The organism is Streptomyces sp. 7R007, assembly GCF_054850255.1.
Map to the genome: position 1 here is coordinate 1 of NZ_JBTWMV010000065.1, position 20940 is coordinate 20940.

The 20940-nt window shown below is 70.4% G+C and carries 18 protein-coding genes and 3 pseudogenes; 5 read left to right on the forward strand and 16 right to left on the reverse strand.

The window, feature by feature from the left end; genetic code table 11:
• Positions 1-186, forward strand: a pseudogene (locus tag ACYF6T_RS40190) (IS5/IS1182 family transposase); the annotation flags it as partial.
• 7 nt (positions 187-193) lie between these two features.
• Here the strand turns inward: ACYF6T_RS40190 and ACYF6T_RS40195 are convergent.
• Positions 194-466: pseudogene (locus tag ACYF6T_RS40195) on the reverse strand (helix-turn-helix domain-containing protein); the annotation flags it as partial.
• 161 nt (positions 467-627) lie between these two features.
• Between ACYF6T_RS40195 and ACYF6T_RS40200 the strand changes: the two are divergent.
• The gene (locus ACYF6T_RS40200) at positions 628-3261 is read left to right on the forward strand and encodes a SpoIIE family protein phosphatase (RefSeq protein ID WP_461702915.1); all 2634 of its coding nucleotides are present in this window, start codon (positions 628-630) and stop codon (positions 3259-3261) included.
• A gap of 168 nt (positions 3262-3429) precedes the next feature.
• Here ACYF6T_RS40200 and ACYF6T_RS40205 read toward each other — a convergent pair.
• Together ACYF6T_RS40205 and ACYF6T_RS40210 are read right to left on the reverse strand one after the other, a co-directional pair.
• Positions 3430-3630, reverse strand: a pseudogene (locus tag ACYF6T_RS40205) (metal-dependent transcriptional regulator); the annotation flags it as partial.
• Between the two features lie 8 nt (positions 3631-3638).
• A complete protein-coding gene (locus ACYF6T_RS40210; RefSeq protein WP_461702916.1) occupies positions 3639-4172 on the reverse strand; it encodes a YbhB/YbcL family Raf kinase inhibitor-like protein in 534 nt (177 codons plus the stop codon).
• Positions 4173-4331: 159 nt separating this feature from the next.
• On the opposite strand from ACYF6T_RS40210, the gene ACYF6T_RS40215 reads away from it, so the two are divergent.
• Entirely contained in the window at positions 4332-5039 is a 708-nt protein-coding gene (locus ACYF6T_RS40215) for a GntR family transcriptional regulator (protein ID WP_461702917.1), read from the forward strand.
• Between the two features lie 92 nt (positions 5040-5131).
• Here ACYF6T_RS40215 and ACYF6T_RS40220 read toward each other — a convergent pair whose 3' ends face one another.
• The gene (locus tag ACYF6T_RS40220; protein ID WP_461702918.1) at positions 5132-5884 is read right to left on the reverse strand and encodes a transposase; all 753 of its coding nucleotides are present in this window, start codon (positions 5882-5884) and stop codon (positions 5132-5134) included.
• A 220-nt stretch (positions 5885-6104) separates the two neighbouring features.
• On the opposite strand from ACYF6T_RS40220, the gene ACYF6T_RS40225 reads away from it, so the two are divergent.
• Together ACYF6T_RS40225 and ACYF6T_RS40230 are read left to right on the forward strand one after the other, a co-directional pair.
• Positions 6105-7265: an ISL3 family transposase gene (locus ACYF6T_RS40225; protein WP_461702919.1), complete on the forward strand. Its 1161-nt coding sequence runs from the start codon at positions 6105-6107 to the stop codon at positions 7263-7265.
• Between the two features lie 230 nt (positions 7266-7495).
• A complete protein-coding gene (locus ACYF6T_RS40230; RefSeq protein WP_461702920.1) occupies positions 7496-7684 on the forward strand; it encodes a transposase in 189 nt (62 codons plus the stop codon).
• A gap of 6 nt (positions 7685-7690) precedes the next feature.
• Here ACYF6T_RS40230 and ACYF6T_RS40235 read toward each other — a convergent pair whose 3' ends face one another.
• From ACYF6T_RS40235 to ACYF6T_RS40290, 12 genes are all read right to left on the reverse strand, one after another.
• Positions 7691-8461 (reverse strand): hypothetical protein, encoded by a 771-nt coding sequence (locus ACYF6T_RS40235; RefSeq protein ID WP_461702921.1) that lies wholly within the window; start codon positions 8459-8461, stop codon positions 7691-7693.
• A gap of 134 nt (positions 8462-8595) precedes the next feature.
• Positions 8596-9606 carry a thiopeptide-type bacteriocin biosynthesis protein gene (locus ACYF6T_RS40240; protein ID WP_461702922.1) on the reverse strand — a complete coding sequence of 337 codons (1011 nt, stop codon included), beginning with the start codon at positions 9604-9606 and terminating at the stop codon, positions 8596-8598.
• Positions 9607-9664: 58 nt separating this feature from the next.
• Positions 9665-10897 carry a lanthionine synthetase C family protein gene (locus ACYF6T_RS40245; RefSeq protein ID WP_461702923.1) on the reverse strand — a complete coding sequence of 411 codons (1233 nt, stop codon included), beginning with the start codon at positions 10895-10897 and terminating at the stop codon, positions 9665-9667.
• A complete protein-coding gene (locus ACYF6T_RS40250) occupies positions 10894-13917 on the reverse strand; it encodes a lantibiotic dehydratase (protein WP_461702924.1) in 3024 nt (1007 codons plus the stop codon). The genes ACYF6T_RS40245 and ACYF6T_RS40250 overlap by 4 nt, the downstream gene beginning before the upstream one ends.
• Before the next feature lie 193 nt (positions 13918-14110).
• The gene (locus tag ACYF6T_RS40255) at positions 14111-14281 is read right to left on the reverse strand and encodes an FxLD family lanthipeptide (protein ID WP_461702925.1); all 171 of its coding nucleotides are present in this window, start codon (positions 14279-14281) and stop codon (positions 14111-14113) included.
• Positions 14282-14318: 37 nt separating this feature from the next.
• Positions 14319-15554: a methyltransferase, FxLD system gene (gene fxlM, locus ACYF6T_RS40260; protein ID WP_461702926.1), complete on the reverse strand. Its 1236-nt coding sequence runs from the start codon at positions 15552-15554 to the stop codon at positions 14319-14321.
• A 102-nt stretch (positions 15555-15656) separates the two neighbouring features.
• Positions 15657-16313: a 2'-5' RNA ligase family protein gene (locus ACYF6T_RS40265; RefSeq protein WP_461702927.1), complete on the reverse strand. Its 657-nt coding sequence runs from the start codon at positions 16311-16313 to the stop codon at positions 15657-15659.
• Between the two features lie 516 nt (positions 16314-16829).
• Entirely contained in the window at positions 16830-17609 is a 780-nt protein-coding gene (locus ACYF6T_RS40270) for an SAM-dependent methyltransferase (RefSeq protein WP_461702928.1), read from the reverse strand.
• Between the two features lie 55 nt (positions 17610-17664).
• Positions 17665-18729 (reverse strand): protein-L-isoaspartate O-methyltransferase family protein, encoded by a 1065-nt coding sequence (locus ACYF6T_RS40275; protein ID WP_461702929.1) that lies wholly within the window; start codon positions 18727-18729, stop codon positions 17665-17667.
• A 104-nt stretch (positions 18730-18833) separates the two neighbouring features.
• Positions 18834-19325 carry a response regulator transcription factor gene (locus ACYF6T_RS40280; protein WP_461702930.1) on the reverse strand — a complete coding sequence of 164 codons (492 nt, stop codon included), beginning with the start codon at positions 19323-19325 and terminating at the stop codon, positions 18834-18836.
• A 310-nt stretch (positions 19326-19635) separates the two neighbouring features.
• Positions 19636-20166 (reverse strand): DUF6415 family natural product biosynthesis protein, encoded by a 531-nt coding sequence (locus ACYF6T_RS40285; RefSeq protein ID WP_461702931.1) that lies wholly within the window; start codon positions 20164-20166, stop codon positions 19636-19638.
• Positions 20167-20562: 396 nt separating this feature from the next.
• Positions 20563-20940, reverse strand: a complete 378-nt coding sequence (locus tag ACYF6T_RS40290) for a hypothetical protein (protein ID WP_461702932.1) — start codon at positions 20938-20940, stop codon at positions 20563-20565.

The following is a 20940-nucleotide window of genomic DNA, read 5'->3' on the forward strand; positions in this document are numbered from 1 at the left end:
CTCACGCAAGACCGAGGCTAGAGGGCCACCGGGGCGCCGGACCGGCTGTCCGCGTGCCGTTTCCGAGGCCGATTGGAGAGCCCGTCCGAAGGCCAGCAGGCCGTCAACCGCTCGCAGGCCAAGATCCGGGTCGAACCCGCCGTCGCCACCCGCAGGACCTGGCGGCTCCTACGCAAGCTGTGGTGCCCACCAGGTGCGGCTTGAGGCCGAAGGTCCGCCGGATACCTGTGATGGCCGACTGGGAGAGGCCCACTTCCTTGGCCATCGACCGTGTCGACCAGTGCGTGGCGTCCTTCGGCGTGGTCTCCAGTGTCCTGACGACCACTTCTTCCACCTGGGCATCGGTGGTCTTGCGGGGGCCGCCCGGGCGTGGCTCGTCGGTCAGGCCCTCGAGGCGGTCCCGCACAAAGCGGGCCCGCCACCGGCTCACCGTGTGCTCCTCGACGCCGAGCAGGTCGGCAACGTCAGTCCTGCCAGGCAGCCGTCACCCTCGCCTCGCTCCTGATGTGAGCGTGACAATTGAAGAAACTCCTGGCACCTCCCATGCTGGGATGCGGCGCCGTCTCCCGTGGTGTCCGTGGTGGCAGCCGTCCTTTTTGCGTGGATGTTTCTGGGCACCCTGGTGGTATGAGCAGCCCCATTCCGCCCGGGGCGCCGTCGCGACTCCTGCCGCCGGCGCCGGAGAGCGTCGCGATGGCCCGGCGGTTCGTTCGGTCGGCGGTGGACGGTGTCACGCCCGATGTGGAGGACACCGCCGAGCTGCTGGCCGGCGAGCTGGTGACCAACGCGGTGCTCCATGCGCGCACCGAGATCGAGGTACGGGCCTGGGTCGTCGAGGGCCGGGCTCATGTGCGGGTCAGCGACCGTCGGCCGGACCGTGGACTGGTGCCGCACGACCGCCACCCGTACGCCTGCACCGGGAGGGGTCTGGCCCTGGTGGAGGAGCTGGCCACCAGCCACGGCGTCCACAGCGGCGCGGACCGCAAGACTGTCTGGTTCGAGGTGTGGCCCGAGGCGCCGGCGCCTCCGACGTCCGCGTGGGAGACCATACGGCCGTCGGGCCAGACACTGACCGTGACACTGAACGACGCACCGTACGCGTTGTACTGGGCGGCGCAACAGCACTGGGACGGGCTGCTGCGCGAGCTCTTCCTCGCCTCGCACACCGCCCGCCGGACAGGCGTACGGCCGGAGGACCTCGTCGACGCCCAGGACATGAGCAACATGATCTGCGCGTGCATGACGGCGGCGGTGGAGCAGGAGACCCCCGACAGCTCCACGCTCTCCCTGCTCGTGGCGTTCCCGGCGGATGCCGCCCACCACGCGATGACCCTGCGCCAGGTCCTCGACGCGTCCGAGGCGGCGGCACAGGAGGAAAGCCTGCTCACCCTCCCGGCACTCCCGCAGATCCGGGCCTTCCGGCACTGGCTGTTCGACCAGATCGCCGGCCAGCTGTCCGGGGAACATCCCCTTGCGTGGACGCTGGTGCCCGGCGAGCCGGGCGCCATCCCCATGGAGCTCGCGCCCTGGGACGCGAGCGAGGTGGAGGCCGCCAGCGTGCCGACCATCGCGGCCGACGACCGCAACCAGATCATCGCGGCGAACAGCTCCGCGGCGAGCCTGCTGGGCTGGCACGCGCACGACCTCGTCGGGCAGCGACTGACCGTGCTCATCCCCGAACATCTGCGCACACGCCATGTCGCGGCCTTCACCTCGCTGCTGCTCACCGGCGAGTCCCGCATCCTGGGCCGTTCCATACCGGTTCCGGCACTGCACCGGGACGGCCGGATGATCCCCATCCGCCTGTCCATCCAGACCCAGGAGGCGGTCGACGGGCGCACCGTGTTCGTCGCCCAGCTCAGCGCGTCGACGGCTCCCCCCGCCCCGCCGCACCCGCCGCGGGAAGACCGGCACGCCACGCGGCCGGCGCCGGGCCCGGTCCACCTGCCGACCACCACCAAAAAGTCGACGATGGCGCGGCTTGAGACCGCGGCGCCGGAGTGGCTGTCCCTGTTTGCCGAGACCGGCAGGGCCATGACCAGCTCCCTCCACCCGACCGAGAGACTGCAGCGGGTGTGCCAGGTCCTGACCCGCCAACTGGCCGACTGGTGCGCGGTCGACCTCCTCGACGAACGCGGGCAGGTGGAGCGGGCCTGCATCGTCCACCACGATCCCCACGTGCCGATTCCCGGGCGGCACCTCGGCAGACTGCCTTCGCTGCCCGAGACCGCACAGGGATCACTGCCCCGGGTGCTGCGCGGCGCCGGCCCCCTGCTGATCACCGACATCCCCTCGCTCGGCGAAGCCCGCAGTCCCCTGGACGCCCGGCAGCTGGAGCTGGTGCAGCAACTCGGCGGCAGCAGCGCCGTCATCGCTCCGCTGCGCGCCCAACGGGAAGTCTTCGGCGCCCTGACCCTGGTCCGTTCCCAGGACGAGGACCCGTTCAGCAAGGACGACATCGCCCTGATCGCGGAACTGGTCCGCGGCATCGCCTTCGGAGTCGACAACGCCCGGCTGCACCAGAACGTCCACTTCAACGCCGAGCAGCTCCAGCGCGCCCTGCTGCCCGAACTGCCCCAGGTCGAACATCTGGAGCTGGCCGCCCGCTACCTCCCCTCCAGCACCTCCGCCGACGTCGGCGGGGACTGGTACGACGCCTTCGTCCTGCCCGGCGGCGACACCGTCCTGGTCATCGGCGACGTGTCGGGCCATGACCTCAAGGCCGCCGTCGCCATGAGCACCCTGCGCAACATGCTGCGCGGCATCGCCGTCGACCGGCAGGAGCCGCCCGGAGAGGTGCTGCGCCGCCTGGACCTCGCCAGCCACACCCTCTCTCCTCAGTCCACCGCCACCTGTGTCTACGCCCTGGTCAAGAACGACGACGGCCACGGGAACCTGCACCACTCCTCCGCCGGCCACCTGCCGCCCCTGCTGACCACCCAGGAGGGCGACACCCACTACCTGGACGCGGGCAGAGGCCTGCTGATCGGCATGGACCCCGACATGCCCCGCCCTTCCGCCTGGGACCCGCTGCCGCCTCACTCCACCTTGCTGCTCTTCACCGACGGCCTCATCGAGCGCCGCGGAGAGCCCCTCGACGACGCGATGACCCGACTCCGCCGGTACACCGCCGACCACGCACAAGATCCTCTCGACGTCTTCTGTGACGACCTGATCATCGAGTTCGGCTCTGACAGCAGCGACGACATCGCCCTGCTCGCCCTGCGCCCCGTTCCACCCCGGCGCCCCGGCCCCGGCTGAGGTGCCGTCGCGCACTCCTTGCCGGCCGCGCACTGCCGACTGAAGTCGTGGGTGCGCAGGGCGATGGCCTGGAGCCTCGAAGAATCCGCCTTCGTCATCGAACTCACCGTCAGCGAACTGGTCACCAACGCCATCCACTACGGCCACCCACCCGTCCGACTGCGTCTGATCCGCTGTCAGCTCCAGGTGCCGGTCGCCGGCGACGTGCAACAGGCCGTCGCGTTCCACGCGGGCCACGGTCTGGCTGACGGTGGGGCCACTGTGGTTCAGGCGCTCGGCGATGCGGGCGCGTATCGGAGTTACGCCTTCCTCCTCGAGCTCCAGGACGGTGCGGAGGTACATCTGCGTCGTGTCGATGAGGCGGGACATGTTGCTCGTCAGGCGGGTGTTTCGGCGGTGGCGGTCAGCATCGCGCGGCCGAGGGTGTGGCCGGACATGGTGAAGCCGAGGACGGCCGGGGTGGCGTCGGCCGGGACGCCGAGGGATTCGACGTCGAGGGCGTGCACCACGATGAAGTAGCGGTGCGGGCCGTGGCCGGGCGGCGGGGCGGCGCCGATGAAACGGGCTGCGCGGGCGTCGTTGGGCAGTTGGAAGGCGCCCTCGGGCAGGCCGGATCCGGTGTCGTCGCCGGCGCCCTCGGGCAACTCGGTGACGGTGGCGGGGATGTCGGCGACCGCCCAGTGCCAGAACCCGGAGCCGGTGGGGGCGTCGGGGTCGTAGACGGTGACGGCGTAACTCTTGGTGCCCTCCGGGGCGCCGCTCCAGGACAGCTGCGGGGAGAGATCCTTCCCGCCGGGAACGCCGGAGGAGAACTGCTCGGGCGGCCAGGGGGCGCCGTCGGTGACGGTGGTGCTGGTGACGGTGAAGGACGCCGCCTCGGGGAGGCGGGCGAAGGGGTCGTTGGCGCGCATCGCGTCATTCCTTTCGGGATGTGCCGGGCAGTAGCGGTCGGAGCGCCGGCCGAGAGCCCGCAAGGTCGTGCAGGGGCCTCGTCGGTGTCACTCGTCGAGCACAGAATCGACAGTATCAGAGATAATCGATTATTGCCCTTGCCGTCTATGATTGGAGACATGACTCAGACGGCCCCCACACCGGCCCCGACGGGGAAGCAGATGCTCTCCGAGCAGGTCTACGCGCACCTGCGGGACGCGATCATGCGCGGCGACTACGCCCCCGGTGATGCCCTCAAACCGCAGGACCTCGCCAAACAGCAGGGCGTGAGCCTGGCCGTCGTGCGCGAGGCGCTCGTGCGGGTGGTCGGAGAGGGGCTGGCCGACCGGCTGCCCAACCGCGGTTTCGCCGTGCCGGCCTTCTCCGACCGCCGGTGGCAGGAGATCGCCGAGGCCCGCCGGACCATCGAACCGGTCGTACTGCGCATGTCCATCGAGCGCGGCGACGTCGACTGGGAGGCCCGGGTGCGAGCCGCCCACCACCGCCTGGCCCGTACCCCGGCATACGCGCCGGACGAGGGCCAGTACTACAGCAGCGTGTGGGCCGAAGCCCACCGAGTCTTCCACCGCACCCTGCTGGAGGGCTGTGGCAACCCCGTCCTGCTGGAGACCGTCGATCGCCTGTGGACCGCGAGCGAGCTGGCCCGCCGCTTGGCGGCCCACCGCAGCCCCGACCGCGACGGCGCCGACGAACACCGCCGGCTGGAGGAGGCGGCGCTGGCCCGCGACGCCGACACCGCGGCCCAGCTGCTGGCCCGGCACCTCACCCAAACCGCGGCCGTCCTGACCGGCGAGAGTCGCTCCGCGATTGCCTCCGGCCACCCCTGACAGTCCGCGACGCTCCCGAACCTGGCCGGCTATCAGGCGCCCCCTGGTTGAGCCAGCAACCAAGTGGCGGGGAAGAGCGGGGCTGGGGATTTTCAACAGCGTTGCCTCTCAAGGGTGAGGACGGCGGCTGCGATCGATGAGAGACGGTTGGGGCTGCAGCGGGCCTTGCGGAAGACTCGCCAGGATTTCAGGCGGGCGACTCCGCGTTCGAGGGGCGCCCGGGCTGCGGACAGGGCCTTGTTGACCGTCCGTTCGGTGGGTGTGAGGTCGCCGTTCGGCGGGCGGCGCTTCGCGGTGGTGACCCAGTCGCCTGCACCGATGTAGGCCATGTCGGCGAGGATCGGAACACCCTGACGCTCGCAGATCCTGATGATCCTGTGCTTGCGGGCGGCTGTCAGGTCGTGCGTCCGGCCCGGCAAGGCGGGCGAGAACCACAGGATGTCCCCGGCCGGATCCGTGACAACCTGCACGTTCCCACCATGTCGCTTGTGTTTGGACGAGTAGTCGGCCCGCCCGTCGCCGACCCGGTCGCACTCGGCGAGTGTGCCGTCCAGGAGGGCATCGTCGGGGTCCGTCTCACGCAGCACCTTCAGCAGGCCCGGCGTCTTGTCCGCCAGGTGCTGCACGACGGTGGTGGCGTAGGCGTGGGCGGTGCCGACGGATATGCCGAAGCCCGCGGCGATCTGCGCGAGCGTGTCGTGCCGGCGGAGGTAGACCAAGGCGACGAGAGCCCGCTGGTGCGGCGGGAGCTTGCAGCGGCGGTCACCCTCACGGGTGACGATGAGTATGGTTACCCACTCGACCAGAGCGTGAGGCAGGTCGAGTACGGCAGGATATGGAACCAACGAGGCTCCCGTGCTGATGAGTTGAGACGTCGAACACCTCTCTCAACGGCACTGGAGCCTCGTGCGTTGCGGGCACTGACCTCGTCACCCATCCGGGGACCGCTCTGAATAGGCTCAGTGGCCGCCTATGGGGAGCTTGTCAGGTTCTGATCCACTTCTTGTGGGGCGGTGACACGGCGTCACAACTGGCTGGAAGGATGGCCGTTCGTGTGATTGCAGCGTGTCCTCGACGTTCTCCACGGCCTTCGCCCATCTGTCCTCCGTGGTGGTGGACGAGGTCAGAGCGGACGACGGCGGGATAGCCCTCACTGCGCGGACGGTGACGCGGGAGGCGGCGTGTCCGGACTGCGGCGCCGTGTCCGGCCGTGTCCATGGTGGCTACCGGCGGCGCCTCGCCGACCTCTCGGCGGCCGGGCGGCAGGTCCTGATCGACCTGCTGGTGCGACGGTTCCTCTGCCCGTCGGCTGCGTGCGGTCGCTGCACGTTCGTCGAGCAAGTGGACGGGCTCCCCGAGCGATTCGCGCGGCGTACGCCGCTCCTGCGTCGCTCGCTGGAGAAGATCGCGCTGGCACTCGCTGGGCGTCCTGGCGCCCGGCTGGCCGCGCACCTGTCCATCCCGACGAGTGCGAACTCCCTGATCAGGCCTGTGCGCAGGCTTCCGGACAAGCATGTCGACGCCGCACCCCGTGTGCTGGGCGTCGATGATTTCGCCCTCAAGAAGGGGCACGTATACGGAACGATCATCTTGGACATGGAGACCGGGGAACGCATCGACGTCCTGCCCGACCGCACCGCGGAGACCCTCACCGCGTGGCTGCGCGCACACCCTGGAGCGGAGATCGTCTGCCGGGACCGGGCCAGTGCCTACGCCGAGGCCGTACGCACTGCCTGCCCCGACGCGACCCAGGTCGCGGACCGCTTCCATTTGTGGAAGAACCTGTGCGAAGCCGTCGAGAAATGCGTTGCCACGCACCGCAGTTGCCTTGTCGAGCCTACCGGGGACGCGCCCGCTGACACCACTGCCGAGCAGGCAGTGACGGGGCGGCTGGAGGGGATGCGCCTGATCCGGCGCCGCGAGCGTCATGCCGCCGTGCACGCCCTCTACGACAAGGGCGTCCCGATCCAGGCTATCCGAGACCCTCGGACTGGACCGCAAGACCGTACGCCGCTACGCGCACGCGGCCACGCCCGAGGAGGCATCGCTGGGCACCGGATCGCGGTGCTACTGCCAGGTCCACGCCTACTCGCCTTACCTCCACCGGCGTTGGAACGAGGGCTGCACAGACGCGGCACGGCTCCACGCGGAGATCACCGAACTCGGCTACACCGGCAGCAGGCGGACCGTGCGCCGGCACCTCCAGGAGATCCGGGCCAGCGGTAAACCCGCACCCGACAGGCCCAAGGCACTGACGGTCCGCACGGCAGCCTGGCTGATCGCCTCGCACCCGGACCACCTGGACGAGAGCAGCACGCTCAAGCTCAAGAAGCTCCTGTCCCGGTGTCCCGAACTGAACGCCGTCGCCGCGTGCGTCCGTTCCTTCGCCGCCATGATGACCGACCGCCGCGGCGGGCGACCTCGCCGGCTGGCTCACCAGCGCCGAGGACACCGACATGAAGCCGCTGCAGAGCCTGGCCCGCGGCCTCCGCCAGGACTTCGACGCCGTCACCGCCGGCCTCACCTTGGAATGGAGCTCGGGCAAGGTCGAGGGCAACGTCAACAGAGCGAAGCGAATCAAGAGGGACGGATACGGTCGCGCAGGGTTCGACCTCCTTCGCCTGCAGATACTCTTCGCCGACTGAAGACCGTCACCCTCCGCAACCGCCCACAAGAAGTGGATCAGAACCGCTTGTCATGGCCGCCGTCAGGGGAACGGGACGGCCCAGCAGGTGCTCGGCGCGACGGCGCAGGGGCTGGGCGAGGTTGAGGTTGTCGCCGTGGGTGGTGCTGTGCAGGAGCTGAGTCGTCACGGCGAGTTCGGCGAACCGGCCCGCGGGGGTGTCGAGCGTGCTCTTGAGTTCGCGGCGGATGCGCGCGGCGAGGGATGGGATGAGCAGGCTGTAGGCGTGGAGTACGGCAGCGTCGTAGCCGGTCGGGGCGAGGCCCCAGCCTTCCCAGTCGAGGATGCGGAGTTCGGGCGCGCAGAGGTTGGCCCAGTGGAAGTCGCCGTGCGCTGTGGACCATGACGGTGGTGTGGTGTCGATCGGTGTGCCGAGGAACTGTGGCATGGCGCGTTGGAGGAAGGGCTGGTGCACGGAGAAGCGGTCGGTGGGCACCTGAACGACGTCGAGGAGCGCGGCGCGGACCGCTCGCCACCACGTGGACGGAAGGTCCGGGGTGGTGGTCGGTGCGGCGGTGGGGGAGACGGGCGGAGCGGCGACTCGTTCGTATAGTTCCGCGCGGTAGGTCCAGTGCGTGTCGTGCCAGTCGTGCACGTCGCGGAGCCGGGGCCGCGGTACCGACTGCGGGATCGCCTGGTGGGCGGTGATGGAGCCGTTCCAGAAGGTCGGGTTGAGCTCGTTGGAGGCGGTGCAGCCGACGCGGAGCCAAGCCGGGCCGTCGGCGGTGGTGACGGGCACGCTCAGCGTTCGGCCGCGCCATCCCCATGTCTCGACGGCGTCTGGTGCGGGCTGGGCTCCCAGAGCAGTGCACGCCTGGCCTTGGGCGGTTCGCATCCGAGCCGTGGTCGTGGGGTCGTGGGGTTGGGTGGACATCAACTGGCCCCCGGTGCTGGGGTGCTGGAAAACAGCGTCGTCGGAGCCATCACCGTGTCGCGTGCGGCGCGCGCGAGGATGCCCTGGGTTCGGCTGTCCAGGCCCATGCGGTTCCAGGCGAAGATCACGTGATGGGCGAGGACGTCTCGCAGGCCGCGGTGGAGCGTGCCGGTGTGTGCCGCGTCGCCGAGGCGTCGCCCTGCGGTCTCGAAGGCAGCGGCCCAGGGCGCGAGAAAGTCGAGCACGCCGTGCTCGTTGAACAGGGGGCTGGTGGGACTGGTGTTGAGCGTCATCAGGACTCGCAGCGCCGCGGTCATCCCGCTCAGCCGGGCGGCGGGCGTGTCGACGGGCAGGGGACGCAGTTGTTCCACGCGGTGCCAGATGTCGCCCTGCTCGTGTGGTTCCTGTCCGGCTCCGAAGAACAGTGCGCAGCACAGCAGGACGGACAGCTCGCGGCGGCCCAGGGTGTTGCCCGGCATCGCGGTGGAGTCATGGCGGCGTAGGTAGTCGAGGACGCGCCGGGTGTCGGCGTGGAACAGAGCGTGGGCCGTGGCCATGCCGTCGGGACCGCCGAATGCCAGCGACTCGGGTTCGTAGAGGGTCTGCCACCAGCGCTCGACCAGACGGTCGGCCAGGAGCCTGTCCAGGACGGTGCTCAGGGATTTCTCGGCGTCGGCACGCGTGGCCAGGGAGCCGGGGCGGCAGCGCAGACGCCAGCAGGGGTATTTGCGAAGAAACCACCAGGTGGTGAGCGTTCCGGCCTGTTCGGCCTGCTCCAGTTGTGGAGCGAGGCCGGCAACAGCGGTGTGCTCGGCGGCGTTCCAGTCGGCGAACTGGATGGAGACGGAGTACCAGCCCTGAGCGGCCTCGGCTTGAGCGGCGAGGGCGTGCTCTCCCGCGGCCTGGTAGACCTCGACGGCGTCGGCGAGGTCACCGACGTTCATGCCCGCGCGGGCGGCGACCCGGTGGAGCGGGGCGCCGGCCAGAACCTCCAGGACGCATGCAGCCACTGGAAGCGGCGATAGGGGACGGTCCACCTTCCTCATCCCTTCCTGATCCGGGGGCGTCTCAGTTGATGAGCAGGCACGAGTCCCACCCGGAGAGCGGCGGCGTGGCGTCGGCGGCGATGTGCAGGGCAAGAGCGAGTCCCGCAGTCCCTTCGAGGAAGCCGATGTCGTCGCCAAGACCGGCACGGCACCGCTGCAGGAGGCGGTCGGAGAGGGCGGGCAGGTGCGCGCTGACCTCCGGCGTGTACGCGTCGCGGGCGGCCCGCCAGACGGTTTGGTACAGGCCGGCCCAGCCGTGGCACAGGCTGTTGTCCGTGATCCCGCTGAGCTGGTCCGGGTCGGCAAGGCAGCGCACGAGCGCGTGCTCGGCCCTCTGCTGACGTGCGAGATCGCGTGTGGCGATGGCCGCGAGCTGTTGAGCGCGGGCCAGGCCGGGGGTGCCGTAGCACCAGCTCGGGCGCAGGGGGCCGAGTTGGCCCGGTCGGCCGGTGCGCAGCTGCTCCCGGGTGATCCACTGCGGCCACCAGGGACCGGAGTCGGCGTGCTGCCGCCAGATATCAAGCCAGTCGATGATCCGGTGGACGGCTTCGTCATGCCCGTTCACGGTGACGCCCCGGCGCCGAGCCTGGGCGAGGAGGGCGAGCGGCCCGGCGATACCGTGCGCGATGCCGAAGTTTCCGTGGCCGCCGGGGAAGGCAGCGGAGTGCCGGCGCCGGGGGTCGTGGGAGACCCACCAGCCCGGCAGGGTTTCATCGCCGGCACGCAGGGGGTGTGTCAGGCGTACGAGGTAGTCCAGGACCCGCTGCAGGACGTCGTTGCCGCTCATGTGCTGCAGGAGATGGGCGCCGAGCCCGGTCAGGCCGTGCAGGAGGTCGTACTCGCCGAAGGCGGGAAGCTCCCCCCGCTCGATCCGCGCATGTGCGAGGTCAACGCGGCGGTGGGTGAGTGCGGTGACGGATGCGTCCACTCCCTTGCAGGCTGGGCCGTAGCGCACGGTGCCGTCCGCGCCGGCCGCGTGGAGGACGAAGGCGAGGGCGGGTGCGCCGTAGAGCAGGTTGGCCTCGTCCGCGGCGCTCACGCCATCCCCTGCGGCGGCCGTCACCCAACAGTGGGCGGTGTGCCAGCGGCCCTCTGCGCGGTGGGCGCGTTCGATGTGCAGCAGTGCGACGCCGGCCGCTCCCTTGGACAAAGACTGTGCACGCCAGCCCAGTTCGGCGGGGAGCGCTTCGGGCGTCGTCAGCAGCCGGGCGATCTCCTGCGCGGCGGCGGACGCAGTGCGGAGCTGCACCGTCATGGTGTCCTCCTGTGTGCGCGGGCGCTCTGCGCGAGGGCTGAGGCGCGGGCCAGGCGGTGGCCGACGCGTTCGCGGTCCGGGTCGACACCGATGGTGCGGACGTGATGCATGTGGAGGAGGGACCTGACCACACTGTAGGGATCGCGCTGGCGGGCAAGGTGTGTGTGGTAGTCGGTGAGGGCGGTCCGGCGCCGTTCCCAGGCCCGCGTCACGGTCTCGCCGTCCGGCATGGCGCGCAGCGCCGCCCAGTCGTCGGCGGGGTCGGCCAGGCGCAGACCGATGTCCCGCACGATCTGGTCCAACTTGCCCTGCTCGTGGGGGAGATGGTTGATCAGCCAGCGCATGCCGGTGTCGGGGCTTGGTGCGTACGAGGCGGCGAGGTCGACCAGGCCGGCCGCGGTAACGGCTTCGGGCGGCAGCCCGGTGCGCAGGACGAGCGTGATCTGGGCGAGGGCGGCGGCGGAGTCGGCGGCGAATACCTCGTGTGCCGCGTCCATGACCTCGCCGTGCCCGTAGCGTCCCGTCTCAGGCTGGTATGTGGCCAGCTGGAGGTGGGCGAGAAGGCCGCAGTCGCGCAGCTCGGCGGCCCACTCTCCGACCCGGGCGGCGGCCTGTCCGTACTGGTCGGCCGCGGGCAGACGCAGGTAGAGTCTCAGGTACTGCTCCAAGTCGGGGCGGCTGGTGTCGCGGTGGCGCCGAAACCACCACCCTTGAAGAACGTTCATTGCGTCGAGGAGACGCGGCAGGTGCTCGGCCAGCACCTCGTCCTGGCGGTCGGGGTGTCCGTGAACCTGGGCGCACAGCCATGGTGAGCGGCCCGGAAGCTGCCCCGCGTCCCGCCTGACGGCCAGGACCGGTGAGGACGTCACCGCGTTTCGCTCGGCGCCGCGCGGCCGGGCCAGACCCAGTGTCAGAAGGAATTCATGGGCGCGGCCCATCCACGCCAGATCGGCCGCGGTGGGAGCCTCCTGCAACGCGACCTCGCGGGCCGTGACGAGGCGGTTCCTCAGCAGCATCCGGTGCAGGGGCCGGCTCAGGTCGAGGGGCAGGCGCAGGTCGGACTCACATAGGACGACAGCTTCCGGGACGCGCAGCCGACGACGCCATGCCGCAAGGGCGCCTTCCCATTCAGCCGGCGGGGCAGCGGGCTGGGGGAGATCGGTGGCCGTCAGCAGCCAGCGCGCCGACGAGAGCACGCTGCGCCGGTAGCGCAGCCGCGGCAGGTACGGCAGGCGTACGGCAGCTCCCCAGTCGAACGCCTTGTAGACGGCGCAGCGTGCGGTGGTGACCTCAGCCAGGAAGCGGGCGAGTGGCGGGGTGAGGGTGCCCGCCTCCAAAGCGTGCACGACCCGGGGCTCGATGCGCCTGCCGGTGGACAGCTGCACCAGGTGGAGCCGGCGGGCGTCCGCGGTGACCGCGAGGTCGTGCAGTGGGATCACGTCCGGGTGCGGATCGCGGTGCTCGGCCAGAGAGATCGTGTGCGGGAGCAGCTGGGGGGCGCGGACGACGTTCTCGCTGCGCCGTCGGCGGGGGAAGAACGACAGCTGGGCGGCAACGGCCTGGGGTGCGTCAGCGCTCAGGGCGGCGTACGTGTCGGACAGGCCTTTGCGGTCGCCCTGGGGCAGCAGATCGGTGAACCGTCCGGCCATGCTGCTGCCGGGGCGAGGCACTGATGTGACGAGCAGGCGAAACGCCCCGTCCTCCACGGCCTGCGCAGACGCGGCGTGGATCTGGAACGCGATCTCGGTGCGCGGGGGCGCGAGCATCTCAAAGGGGTCGCCGACCGCCAGTCGGCGCACCAGGGGCTCGGTCAGCGCGATCTCTTCGGCACCGTCGATGACCGCCTGCTGGACAAGGGCCAGCAGGGTTTCGTCGCGGTCGGTCAGCGTGCGTGCGGTGTTCGCCACCGGCGAGCCCGGGTATCCGGCCGGTAGTCCCAGCCCGGTGTCGCCGACCAGTTCGAGCACGGGGACGACGGCCCCCGCGCCGTAGCGCTGGCGGAATCGGATGTGGAAGTCCTTCCAGCGGGGATAGCCGAACGGGTACGGGGTCAGGCGCAGCAGCACGGAGGCGGCGGTCTCGGCCTCGCGGATCACCGCGGAGGGAAGGGACACGTCGCAGTCCAAGGCGGTGTCGACGACGAGCGGCTGAGGTGTGATGTCGCAGATCGCCGTCATGCGTGCGGTCACCGTTGCCCTCATGCCGTGGGCGGCGGTGGGGGATGCGGTGTCGTTGTGCCGCGAGAGGTCTTCGTGAATCACCCGCAGGTCGTGCACCAGGCCGGTGAGGTCGGGCAGCGCGTCGGCATCAGCCGCCTTCAGCTGTGCGCGGAGGTGTCCCAGGGCGTCCGGGACGGTCATCGGCGCCCGGAGGCTGGTGAGCAGCAGGTGCTGGGCGACGAGTTCGGCCAGCAGGGAACGAATCTGCGCCGGAGGTGCGCTCGGGTACTTCGCGGTCAGCAAGGTGACGAGATGTCCGAAAGGGATGGGCTCGCGGGCAGCCTTGGTCGCGGTGCGCACCGGATGCGTGCGGCGGACGGATATCTCGATCGGCGCGAGCACGCCGGGACGGTCGTCGGGCGGCTCGCCGGGGGCGACGAGCCGGTCCCCGCGCACGAACGCGACCGGGTTGGTGACCACCCTCAGGCGTGTCAGCAAACCCGGATGCCGTTCCAGGCGGGCGACGACAGCTCCCAACCACTGGGCGTCCGCCCGGGCGATCGTGCGGTGGCTCTGCCCCCAACGCACGTGGGCGTCCGTGCCGATCTCAGCGGTGCTGACCCCGGCGAACAGACCGAACGGGGTGGCTCGCCCCTGCCAGCGCAACTGGTAGGAGGCCAACGACGCCACGAGGCGGCGCACCCGGCGGGCCTGAGGGGTGCGCCCTTTCAACAGCGCAGAGATCTGCTGGGCCAGCACCGGGCTGGCGGTTTCCACGGCCCGCCGGGCGGGCCCGTGCTGCCACACCTGCCTCAGCCAGGCCAACCCCTCGGCCGCAACCGCCTCTGGGGAACCGGTCATGGGCACTCCCTCGGCGTCAGGCGCTCCGCCTGGGTACGTCGTGGCGCGCACGAGGGGCACGCCGATCAGCTGGTACAGTGGCCGGTCCGCTCCCGCTGTCATCAGCTCCTCTTCCCTTCGGGCAGCGTGCGGAGGTGGGGGGCCGGTGGCGCCGGACGGGATGTCCGCCCGGTGCCACCGGCCGTGATCGGCGTCAGGACGGGTCGCCCACGAACGAGGTGCAGGCCGTGCCCGAGCAGCTGGAGCCGCAGCCGTCGCTGGTGTCGCGCAGCAGGTCACGGACCGGCAGGCCGGCCTCGACGACGCGGACGTCGAGCGTGAAGTCCACATCGACCTGCGTGGTCGCGGCATCGGGGTTATTCATGTCGTTCACTCCTTCTGAATGAGGTGGTGCGGTTGCCCTAACCCGCCGGAGGCGCATCCTCCGTCGGCCAGGAGATGAGGACGCGGACGTGCCGCTTGTTGATGACGCGTCCCTTGGGGAGCCGGTCATCGGGTGTGTCGGCCGGGTAGGCCGCGATGCTGGGGCCGGGACCGCCGCGGTGGTCCCGGCCCCAGACACGGATCTGCTCGGCCAGGGTGTCGGCGAGCGCCGTGGCGTCCGGACCGAAGGCGTGCGCCCCGAACTCGACGACGGATTGCGCGCCCGGCCTGCGCTGGGCGAGATAGGCGAAACTGCCTCCCTCGGCCACGGCCGGGCAGGCCATCGTGTTCTGCGGGGCGACCAGGCCCGTGTCCAGCTTCGGATCGACGGCGAGGAGACAGAATCCGTCCAGTGCGGTGGCCAGCCACATCTGCAGCGTGTCGAACTGCTCCCCGCGAGGGATCTCCACCCCCGACCACACCTCGACCCGCCCGGTGTCGAGCGCGCCGCTCAGCGCGTCCGGGTCGGCCGGCCACTCCTCGTCGAACCGCAGGCCGATCTCCTTGCCGCGCAACAGCAGAAGTCGTTCCTGGTGCGCACCGGCTCCCTGCATAGTGACGAAGCCGCAGATCTTCGCCGACCGGCTGATCAAGTGACCGTCTTCCCGGGCGAAGGTGATCGATCGGGTCAGACCCCGCATCCGCAGCGGGACGGTGATGGTTCCGCCCTCAGCGAGCTGGGTCACCCAGGCCGGCGGGATGTCCCAGCTGCCGACCGTGACGATCGTCCGGTCGTAGGGGGCGTGCTCGGCACACCCGTTCTCACCATCCGTCACAACGACGTTCACGTGCGGGAATCCCGCCTCGTTGAGGCAGGCGCGGGCCCGCTCCGTGACGTCCGGGTCGATGTCGATGGTGGTGACCTCACCGTTCTCGCCGACCAGTGAGGCCATCAGCGCGGCGTTGTAGCCGCCGGAGCCGATTTCCAGGCAACGGTGACCGGGCCGGAGCGCCGCCTGCTCCAGCATGGTGGCCTGGATTTCCGGGGCGGACACCGAGCTGATCGTGATGCCGTGCTCGTCCCGCTTCGTGACCAAAGGGGTCTGGGCATACGCCTTCTCCAGAGGGGCTTCAGGGGCGAACAGGTGCCGGGGCACCGCGCGGAACGCCGCTTCGACCTCCTTCGTCTCGATCACCTTCTGGGCCACAAGCTCGTTCACGAGCTTGTCTCGCAGCTTTGCTGCTGAGGGTGGGCTAGCGGTCGCGTCGGTCATAGCGGGGTCCTTACGGGGCCTCGTGCGCCTTCCCCTCGGGCGTCGGCGCCAACTGCATGGTGGTTCGGTGACGGAGGCCGGCTGGCGAAAGCCGGCTGTTGTTCAGCGCCCCAGGAGCAGCTCCTGGACGCGGTCGAAGGTGTAGGTGTGGCGGTCGGGATGCTGGGTTTCCCTCACCAGCCACACGGAGGTGACGCGCGCGGTCACGTGATGGCGAGCTCGGCGGAGCAGGGCGGAGGCGAGGCTGTCTGCCCGGTCCATCTGGTCGAGGCGGCGGGTGTCGATCTTTGCGTAGGCGGCCGACATGTGGGGGACGTACGTCTCGGTCGCCTTCGGCAGGACCAGGCCGGCGTTCGCCAGGCCGGTTCGGACGCGCAGGTTCAGGTGCTGCGGCGGGTTCGAGGGGCCGTCATGAGGCCAGATGCGGACGAGGACCGCGCTGCGGCCGAGCGCGACCGGGCCGACGTCGATGGTGAACGGCTCCTGGCCGGCCAGCTCGGTCCGCAGGCAGTCGACGGCCTCCCTGAGCCGGCGGGGGCCGACACGCTCGTCGGCCTGGTCGCGGCACAGGGCGCCCTGGATGGTCCAGTGCAGGTCGTCGTCGAAGACCGGAGCCACGAGGTCCTCGTACGGGGCCAGGACCTCGCGCACCTGCCGGAAGTAGTCGATCACCTCGGCGGTCGGCAGCCACAGCACATGGGGCCGGACGCCGTCCTCGGAAGGAGCGCCCTCGGCACGCCAAAGCCGTCCTGGGTGCATGAACGCCTTCACGGGGCCGTCACCTCCAGCTCGGGTGGGGCCGAAATCCGCGGTGACATGCGGGCGCACGGTTCGACAAAAGGCCGCCGCTTGCCTTGGAGCAGGCGGTAACCGATGTGTCCGTTCCGGCCGACACCCGCGTGATCTGCGTCGCGGCCCAGCCGGCACCCGTGGAGCAGAGCGACCTGTACGAACTCGCTCTCGTCCACAGCGCCGTCGCCGCCGGCCGGATCACCGAACCGCTCATCGCGGACCTGCACGGGGGCAGCGCTTCGTCTAGAGCGCGCGCGGTGGTACGAGAGCCACCGCCGACTGCCGTGCGGCAGCGAGCGGTGGAGGGAGGCGGGGGCGTAACGGGCTGGGGCACGGTGTTCTCCCGGAGCGCAGACATGACGTCCAGCGTCGATGACCGCGACGCCCGGGTGCCCGTTGCCGGACGTTATCAAGTCTATCGGGGGAACGGCCGGCCGCGGCGCGGACACAGCTCGGAACGCGCCAGGCAACACAGTGCAGCACTCATCCATGGACCGTCTCCTTGCGGGCCATGCCGGCGTACGACGCCGCCTGCAAGGCGATCGGGTATTGCGGGACCGTCGCCTGAGGCGTGGCCAGGCCGGGGGGAACCAGCCGCCAGCCGCCGAACAGCGCGGTGATCTGCTCCCTCGTCCGTGGATGGACCGGGCAACCGGCGGCCGCCATGGCCCGGGCGGCCTTACGCACGGCCGTATCGGCGAAGTCGGCCGTAGCGTGGGTGATCACGAGGGCACTGCCCGGTGCGGCGAGTCTCTTGTACTGGTCGACGAGCACGGTCAGGGGGCAAGCGGGGCTGTCGTCGATGTGGTGGAGCACGCGGCCGAACAGCAGGATCACGGGCTCGCGCCAGTCGATCGTCTCCCGGATCTGCTGCGAGGCCAGCACGGATTCGGGTCGGCGGACGTCGGACCACAGGTGCGCTACGGCGGCCGGGGCGGCGGCCTTGAGCAGGGCGCTGGTGTGGGCGTGGACGAGGGCGTCATGGTCGATGCAGACGACGCATGCGGTGGGGTGGATGCGGGTGATGACGTCCACGGGGTTGGGCGCATGGGGCATCCCGCAGCCGAAGTCGACCAGCTGCCGGATTCCGGCGATGGCCAGGGCCTGCACCATCAGCAGCACGTACATCCGCTCGTGGTGCGTGGTGCGCTTCAAGAACGGCATCGCACCCAGCGCCTGGAGGGCGACCTCGCGGTCCTGGGCATGGTGATCTCGCCCGCCGAGCAGGTAGTTGTGGATCCGGGCGCTCGACGGCCCGGTCAAGGAGTCTGTCGGCCCTTCACCGAGGGGATGGCGAGGGGTGAGGAGCAGCGGATGGTCAGGGCGCATGATGCTCCGTCCCGTCATCGAGCGTGCGGAGGTCGGGTAACCGCCAGCAAGGTCCGTCGGGCGCGCCAAGCCACAAGGTGTGCTCGGTTTCCGTGATCGTCATGCCCATCTGTTCGAGCACCGGTTCCCCGGCCGCGTGCCACTGGGTGAGTGCGTCGCGCAGGACGGTACCGAGGGCACGGGGCCCCCACTCGTAGACGCAGCCGGGATCCGACAGGAAGATCACCGCCCGCGATGCCCGGTGGTCATGGAGACGCAGACGGTCGGCGACGTCCCCCTCGAACTGCGCGGTGCCTCGCACCAGCTCCATGCGCAGGTCAGGATGGAGCAGACCGGCGAATACACGTGCCGCGGGCCACAGTGACACTCGTGTCAGACCGCAGGCTGCCGACGCCCGCGGCGTCTGCGGTGCATCGACGCGGGTCCCGGCGCCGGGGCGCTGCTCGCGCAGCCACAGCGCCTGCACCACCGGCCCGGCAAGGAAGCGGCCATGGGCCGATCGCCCGTCCCGGGCCACCCGCAGGGTCAGCAGCGTGCCGGGGGCGCCGAGGGCGGTGCGCACCGGCAGGCACAAGCGGCCACCGGGGCGTACGAGCGTGACCCACTGCCAAGGAACCCGGCGAACGGCACGGTGGGAGAGCAGTCCGTCGAACGACCCCGCCGGCCCCAATGCCTCGGTCTGTGCCGCGCTGACCACCTGTACGCGTGGGTAATGCTCCAGGTGCTTGCGCGCGAGATCGGCCAGGCGGTCTGTGTCGGCGCGGGTGACGACCCGGCCGCCTGGGAGGTGATGGTCCAACAACGCCGCCGTCCATCCGCAGTCCGTGCCGATCTCGACGGCGGCCATGCCCGGCGCAGGGGCGAACGCCGTCAGGCGGGCGGCGACGTCCTGCACGGTCGGCATCGTCCCCGTGACGACGCCGGGCCCGCCCTCCTGACCGTCGTCCACGTCGAAGACGAGTACCTCGTCGCGGTGGACGAACTTTCCCCACTCGCCGGCGTTCTTCGTGCGATCCACCCGGCGCCAGCGACCACCACGGTGGGTGCGGATCACGACGGGTGCGAAGTCCTGCCGGCGGTCACAGGAGAACGCCTCCCCAGCGTGCCGGCGAACGCCGCCGGTGTTCGGCCCCCAACTGCCCACCTCTGCCCGGGCGTTCATGCCGAACCTGCCACGGGAGCGACGTCGGAGGAGTTCCCGAGGGTGGCCGTAGGGCCCAGCAGCCCGAGCTGCCAGCCGCGTGTCACCGCGTAAGCGGCGGTGGATGCGCCCAACGTGCGCAGCATGCGCCGCGCGTCTTTGCGCAGGTCGGACAGCGGACGCTTCGTGTCGTCCGCGATCTGCTCGATGTTCTTGCCGCCCGCCAGACCCTCAAGGATCGCCTGCTGCCCGGCGGGCAGCAGGAACGCGTGGGTCACGGGGGCAGGGACGTCCAAGTGGTGGTGCCGGTAGGCGAGGTCCACCATGGCGGCGCGCTCCTGCGTCCCGAGCTCCCCACCGATCCGATGGAGGTACGTCTTGACGGTGCACTCGGACACGCCCAAGTCGACTGCCGTCTCCGCGGTCGTCCGTCCCCGCGAGATGCCCAGCAGGGCTTGTCGTTCGTGAGGGGAAAGGGATTGCGTGAGGGTCCCGTCCGGGGCCGGCATGGTCGTACTCCTTCGGTGTTTCGATTGGTCACGGTCGTCAAGAGGGGCGCCGCCGCCCCCTGCACGGGGAGGCGTTTGAGGCGGGCAGCTACGGGCCTGCGCAGATCTGCACGATGAGCTCGGCGACAACGCAGATCACGGACAGACCGAGGGTGGCGCGAGGACCAAAGCGCCCCAGGACGTGGCCTCCTGCAAGGCGCGCCGCACATGCGGCCGAGTTCCGTCCAGCGGGAGCGGTGCCGGCCCTGGTGGAGAGGTAACCGAGCGGTCAACTCGATCGTGGGCGGAGGCGAGAAGAGATTGAGTCATGTCACACCCCGCTCCGCTCCCTGTGCTGCTCCGTGTACCGCAGCAGTACCTCCACCTGGACCGCGAGACGGAACGCGTACTCCCTCGCCACGTCGAGGTCCTCTGCCAAGGGAGCGCCGCGTGCCACTTCCGCGCGCTCGATCGCCTCAGCACACCGGCTCCCGAGAGCCAGCGTTTCCGCGTAGGCCGCAACGTACGGGACAAGGGGCGTGATGTGGGCGTCGAGGGCTCGCGTGACCGCTGTGAGGGTGCTGGGGTGCGGGCAAATCCCCGCCCGCTTCCACGACTTCGCCGTACGGACGCACATCACCAGTGCATCCGCACTACCCGGCTCCTCCTGAAGCCAGGCCGCCACCGCACCACCCTCACCCGCCCCGACCGCCAGCACCTGAATGCGCGCGGTCCGCAGCGGCCAGTCCTCGCCCGTCTTCAGCAGCACCTCCCGCAGCGCGAACCAGCGACCCAGCCGCAGATCGTCCAGCGCCTGGCACAGCTCGTCGTCCCGGCCAGCCAGATCGACGATCAGGGGCATGCCACGAGCAGGCATCGGCGCCCTCCCCGCATGCGGGCGAAGCGAGAACCGGCACAGCGGCGCCGGTGCGTCGACGGCGTAAAAGGACTTCAAGGGACACAGCAGTCTCATCGGTAGGAGGAGGGACGTGGAAGCCGCCGGGCAACAGCCGGGCTCAGACCCTTAGGGAGGTAGGCGGCTGCTGCCCGGCGGCAGTTCAGCGGGACTCGACCATCGACGACGTGGGGCGGAGTTCGCCGGGCCGCACCAGCGGCTGGAATGCCATGACGGGGCCGGAGTCAGCTCGTCGGGCCGAGTCGGTGCGAAACCCGTCCCAGGGTCGTTCGTCCGTAGCGTGTGGTTGCGAGGCGTTGTGACTGCGGCAGGTAGGGCAGTGTCTCTTCGACTGTTGCAGTCTCAGCCCGAAGGCGCCCGCTGTAGTACGGTCAGCGCGTGGCGCAGCGTCTCGATCGCGGTGAGCCCGTGCGATGGCGCGACCAACCAATACGGACCCGGTGGGGCTTCCTTGCTGTCAGGCGGTAGCACAAGGTGCGCGTCGAGGGTCAGCGCCTTGGTCTGGGGCACTCTCCACACGGCGGCGCTGCCCGCGGGGACGAAAAAGTACAGCACCGGTTCCTTGGGCGCCGGATCGACGGCCACGGCACCTGGATGCGGGATCTGCTCAACGGCTTGTACGCCGAGATGCCGGCTGACTTTGATGGCGTCCCATGCGATACCAGCGGGCGCCAGTCTCATGCCGCCTGAGATCGTCATCTCGACTACGTCGGTGATCAT